Genomic DNA, 5603 nt, shown 5'->3' with positions numbered 1-5603 from the left:
GATTATGTTTGTTTGGGTTTGCTTCTATTGCTTGTTATGAACAGTACAAAGATGCCGCTATTTTGTGCTAAAAAACGAATTTTCAAAAAGCTTTTGAGGTGTTTTGTAGCGTAATTTTGGGTGTTTTTAGAGTGGTTTTTAATAGCTAAAAATGTTGGCGTATATGTTCGGGCTTGGGTTGTGTTGAGTAGGTTGAAAATTATTACGCTGGGGGTTACGTTTTTTGAGAAGGCTTGGATTTTTTTACAAATAATCAGAGGGTGCTCTTTTGTTTGGCTATTATTGCATATATTTATTATATATTAACTAATATATGCATTAGCAGTCATTAAAATATAAATAACAATATTAACTCATTCATAAAAACAATATTAACTCATTCATAAAAACAATATACGCCTTCTTAACTTATTGTTTTAGTTAAAAAACTCCTTTAAACTCACCCTAACATTAGTTACTCTTTGTTATTACAATTATTACAAATGGATCACTTTAAAATTAATTATGATAAAATAAATTATCCCATCGATTCTCCAAATAAAATAGGGCTTCGAAATGCTCAACTAGGAGCAATACACTCGATTGGTGCGCATTTTACGATGTATCAAAATGAACCAGCACAAATAATAATGCCAACAGGTTCTGGAAAAACTGCTGTGTTAAACTTATCAGCTTATTTATTACGAGCAAAAAGAGTTCTTGTAATAAGTTCAAGCATAATGGTTCGAGGTCAAATTTTTGAAGAATTTTCAACTCTAAAGACTCTTAAAAAAATAGGTGTTTTCTCAGAAGGAATCTCACTTCCAAATGTAAAGGAAATAAAATCACCAATTAAGTCTATTCAAGAATGGGAAGATTTAGAAAATTATAATGTAATTGTAGGTATTCCTAAAAGCATAAATGAAGGAATTAATGAAACAATATTCCCTGATAAGAACCTCTTTGATTTAATACTAGTCGATGAAGCTCATCATGTTCCTGCTTATACATGGTCAAATGTAGTTGAACATTTCGCTCAAGCACAAAAAATATTTTTTACTGCAACTCCTTTCAGGAGAGATAAAAAAGAAATTAAAGGTCGTGTAGTATTTAATTATCCTCTTTCGAAAGCATATGAAGATAAAATCTTTGGAGATATTGGCTATTATCCTGTAATAACAACTAACTCTAATCAAGATTTAGCAATTGCTTTAGAAGCTGAAAAAATATTTAATAGGGATAAGGAGTCTGGATATAATCATGCATTAATGGTTAGAACAGATACAAAGAAACATGCCACAGAATTAGCTCAAATATATGAAGCAAATACAAACCTAAAATTAAAAAAAATTGACAGTTCTTTATCTCACAGAACAATCAAAACAACTCTAAAAAAACTGCGACTAGAAGAACTTGATGGAATTATCTGTGTAGATATGCTTGGAGAAGGATTTGATTTCCCAAACCTAAAGATAGCAGCTATTCATAGTCCAAAAAAATCATTAGCCAATACATTACAGTTCATTGGGAGATTTGCAAGAACTAATGCAAAACGAATTGATAAAGCTAAATTCATAGCTGTTCCTAATGACATATTAATTGGAACTCAAAAATTATATCAAGAAGGTGCGATTTGGAATGATATTATAAAAAACTTAAGTGAAGAAACTATTGATTATGAAAATGAATTGAAGAAAATATCCGATTCATTTGATAAAAAAATTGCTCCAACTATTAAAGAAAATATTTCATTCTATAATCTTAATCCATATTGCCATGTAAAAATATATAAAACGGATGGAGTTAATTTAAGTGCAGATATTCAAATTAATGGACAAGAGATTATCTTTCAAGCAACAAGTATTGAATTAAACACTGCTGTTTATATTTTTAGAGAGACAGTAAAGCCAAAATGGATAGTAACAGATAGCTTAATCGATATTAATCACTTTTTTTTATTAGTTTATTTTGACTCAAACACAAAATTACTTTTCATTCATTCGTCTATAAAAACAGATCAATTTTATCAAGACATTATCGATTCATTTGCCTTGGGTCTTCCTGAAAAAATTTCTAAATACCAAATTAATAAAGTTCTAGTAGATATTAAAAATCCAGAATTTTTCAATATTGGTATGCAAAATAGAACAGTTAATAGTGGCGAATCATATAGAACAATTACAGGTTCAAATGCTGAAAATGCAATAAGAAAAAGACATGGAAAAAATTATGCGAATGGTCATGTTTTTATGAAAGGAATTGATAATGAAAAAAATGTTACGATTGGGTATAGTACAGGCTCAAAAGTTTGGAGTAATGCATATAAAAGAATTCCCGATTATATAAAATGGTGTAAAAAAATTGGTTCTAAAATAATTAGTACAAAAAAAGTAGTCACTAATACAGGTTTTGACAACTTACCAATTGGAGAAATTGTATCTGAATTCCCTTATAAAATTCTTGGGACTATGTGGCACAAAGATACTTACCTCAATGCTCCATTTATATATAGAATAGACGAAGATGAACTTATAGAACCTCCTAATCAGCTACTAGACTATGAAATAATAATTGATTATAGGAAAACAGATAAAACACAAGTAGCATTTTCACTTGAATTAAATGATGAAAAAATTCCTCTAACTTATAATTTTTCCACTCATTACAATTATGAGGTAACTCCATTAGTTCCTAATTTATATTCTATAGCAATAAATGGAAGATATATTGATTTAATCACCTATTTAAATGAAAATTCGCTGGCATTTATTTTAGATGATTTTGCAATGATTAGTAATCATGAATATTTCCCTCCTCCTGATGAAAAGGAATTTCAATATGACTCTTCTAAAATTGAGTCATTTAATTGGGAAAAATGGAATACTGACATAAAAAAAGAATTTTATGAAAATCCAAGTCAAGATAAAGTCAATAATGGAGATCGAAATTCAATTCATGATACACTTGAAAATTATTTAACCAATCAAAATTATAATGTCTTGATTTATGATCATGGAACAGGAGAAGTAGCAGATTTTATTACTCTTAAAGATGATTCAGATAAAGTTGAAATAAACCTACACCACGTAAAAGGTTCAGGAGGTACCAATCCTGGTGATAGGGTAAATGATGTATACGAAGTATGTATGCAAGTTGTAAAATCTCAAGTTTGGACACCTAATAAAAAAACTTTCTGTAAAAAGATTATATCTCGTACAAAAGATAAAGATGAGAAGTTTTTAATTGGAGATGTTGAAATTTTCAAAAACTATATGAACCAAAGTAAAAAATTTGTATTTATTTTTACAGTTATACAACCTGGTATTTCTGAAACCTCAATATCTGCTAAAATAAGCTATGTATTAGCAGCAACAGATGATTCATTAATCACTAATGGCTATTCCCCTTTAAAAGTAATAGGCTCATAAAAACGACCGCTAACAATCTGGACAATCATTCATGTGAGGTTTCCGTCAGTTTTTGGAATCTCTGTCCTATGTCTCAAAACGCAAAATCTGCAATTTGGCTCTTGGATGTAATAAGTTCAGCATAACACATAGTTTTTCGTACAGTATTATATACCAACGTTAACGATAATAAAAAATAAAATCATCATAAGTTGACTACGATTAAGAAAATAGATAAAGATTTAATTCTTGAATACAAAACAGATTATTCATCAAATAATTGGATTAAAGAAAAGATAGACGGAAGTGGTTATGTTTCTCTAAAAAACACATTTCGATTAAGAGATGAACATCTAATTGGAGAACTTAATGCTGATGCTAAACTAGAGGACAGTGAATATACTTTTAAAATTGGCACACTAGAAAAAGATTATTATCTATTAGATAAAAAGGTTTTCAGTACAAATAATTCATTCTTTATTCATAAAAATTTTAAAATCAAGGTTCAACATTTAGTTGCTCATAAAAATATTTCTATTATAAAAAAAATAGATTCAATTGTTTCTGAAGATATATATATTGGAGGAGATAATTTAAAATCAATTCCAGAAGGAGAATTTATCAAGTTGGTCAAAATATTTCCTAATAGTTATGAAATTAGCAAATATGTAGATGCTAGAATTTCGTCTATTCTAATAGATTATATTGATAAAATACAGGATTCAGAGAAGAAATACAATAACTACATTAACAAAAAGGCAAATCTAAAATCTGGAAATATTCTTAAGGTTTTTAGAGATCAGGAGATTTATAAATATTTATCTATTCTCAAAAGGTTAGAATCTATGCTAAATGATGAAATTTGCTATAGCGAACACCAATGGCAAGAGCAGATTTTACAGATAATATTACTATTATTTCCAAAATATATTTCGGCTTTTAAAGAAGTTAAATTTAAAGATATTTATAGCAATAAAACTAGAAGATTAGATTATGTATTAATTGATTACCTTGGACATCTTGATATAATTGAGATAAAAAAACCATTTGAAAAAAGTATCATATCTGAAAGTAAATATAGAGATAACTATATTCCCAGAAGAGAATTATCTGGAACTATTATGCAGATTGAAAAATATATTTATTACCTAAACAAATGGGGAATCGAAGGCGAAAAGCAACTAACTGAACAGCTTAAATCTTCAATTCCAGAAAATTTTTCAATAAAAATAACAAACCCAAGAGGATTAATAATAATGGGTAGAGATAATAAACTAAGTAGAGAACAATTGTATGACTTTGAAATCATCAAGAGAAAATATAAAAATGTAGCGGATATTTTCACATATGATGACCTCATAAAAAGAATAAAAATTTCAATCTCTCAAATTAAAAAAATATAATACTACTTACGATCAAAATTACATAGGATCCCACATACCTAATTAATTTCATGGTGTTGTTACAGTGAACGCCCCCAGTACAGCTGGTAAAATAGCCCTTATGTAATTTAATAAATCAGTATTGGAGAATTCCCCTATATTCCATCTAAAACCTATCCGTGCTTTCAAACTTAACTAACCGCACCCCAAGATTAACAGAATGCGCCTTCTGCAACAAATCATAATCATAACCTAAAGACCAGCCCTTCGCAGAAACAAACTGTAAACCAAGCCGAACACTAGCAAAAGAACGGACATTCCCACCAACACCAGCTGTTAACAGAATCGAATGAACAGGCATTGGAACAGGTTTCGGAATTTCAATCGTCTTCGTAATTTGGGTAGGGATCTTTAGCTTGTAATCCAGGTTATTTTGAAGGAGCTGCCCATCCACAACAGCAGAGTAATATACCGTCAAATTTTCATCCTCCAAGCTATCTTGATACAATTGAGCAGCTTCGTGTTTGCTCGTATCAATTTGCTCCTGAATTACCATATTCTTAGAGCTATCCACATAAATAATCGTTGGCTGAGGAATGGCTTGCCTTGGCAACTGCACGATAACAGGCGGTGGTAAAATCGTATCCATTTGCACAATGGTATCCAAACGTATTTCAGGTCTTGGCTCTGATCTGCCTTGTTTGCATTGCTGCAAAAAAATCACATAAGCAAACAAACACAAAATCAGTAGAAATTGAATGTTCTCTTTCATAGTTTTAGGATTTAGGCGTGTTAAATTGATGTTTTACCCAGAGCGCTGTTTTTACACAAGCTT

At 29.7% G+C, this 5603-nt stretch carries 3 protein-coding genes; 2 read left to right on the top strand and 1 reads right to left on the bottom strand.

The features are described 5' to 3' along the window. Positions 1 to 482: 482 nt before the first annotated feature. Positions 483 to 3407 carry a DEAD/DEAH box helicase gene (locus tag CG11_RS28555; protein ID WP_052600328.1) on the top strand — a complete coding sequence of 975 codons (2925 nt, stop codon included), beginning with the start codon at positions 483 to 485 and terminating at the stop codon, positions 3405 to 3407. A 191-nt stretch (positions 3408 to 3598) separates the two neighbouring features. After that, entirely contained in the window at positions 3599 to 4789 is a 1191-nt protein-coding gene (locus CG11_RS28550; protein ID WP_052600327.1) for a Shedu immune nuclease family protein, read from the top strand. 145 nt (positions 4790 to 4934) lie between these two features. Here CG11_RS28550 and CG11_RS28545 read toward each other — a convergent pair whose 3' ends face one another. Beyond that, a complete protein-coding gene (locus CG11_RS28545; protein ID WP_052600326.1) occupies positions 4935 to 5540 on the bottom strand; it encodes a hypothetical protein in 606 nt (201 codons plus the stop codon). Between the last annotated feature and the right edge of the window lie 63 nt (positions 5541 to 5603).

The sequence above is a fragment of the Aureispira sp. CCB-QB1 genome (assembly GCF_000724545.1).
Taxonomy (GTDB): Bacteria; Bacteroidota; Bacteroidia; order Chitinophagales; family Saprospiraceae; genus Aureispira.
Note: the sequence above shows the minus strand (reverse complement) of the source record. Positions and strands in the feature narration are given on the sequence as shown.

What these genes read in the sequence shown, in the direction of transcription:
- CG11_RS28555 (WP_052600328.1), top strand. Translation starts at nt 483, where the DNA reads ATGGATCACTTTAAAATTAATTATGATAAAATAAATTATCCCATCGAT.
- CG11_RS28545 (WP_052600326.1), bottom strand. Translation starts at nt 5,540, where the DNA reads ATGAAAGAGAACATTCAATTTCTACTGATTTTGTGTTTGTTTGCTTAT.